A 255-nucleotide genomic window follows, 5' to 3' on the forward strand; every position below is an offset into this window, starting at 1 on the left:
ATGGCATCGTAAATCTCTTGGTGCTCATCGATTAAAAAAGGACGCTTATGATAGACGACCGTCTTACGGAATAAATAAATAATTGACTGCATTCGATCGATGATGTCGATCATCACCGGGTTTCTGCTCGCTTGGACGATCAGGTCGTGAAATTTTTTATTAGCATTCATGATTTCTTCCACTGTTCCTGTTCGCCCCATGTGAATGCATTCGGAGAGTAACGCAAGATCCTCCTCTGACATATACGTAGCAGCG

The 255-nt window shown here is 43.1% G+C and carries 1 protein-coding gene; it reads right to left on the reverse strand.

Annotation, left to right across the window (positions count from 1 at the left end):
• Positions 1–255: FCD domain-containing protein (locus tag AB1471_RS17585; RefSeq protein WP_367781012.1), on the reverse strand; the 255-nt coding region annotated here is incomplete at both ends.

Source organism: Jeotgalibacillus marinus (genome assembly GCF_040801915.1).
Lineage (GTDB): Bacteria > Bacillota > Bacilli > Bacillales > Jeotgalibacillaceae > Jeotgalibacillus > Jeotgalibacillus marinus.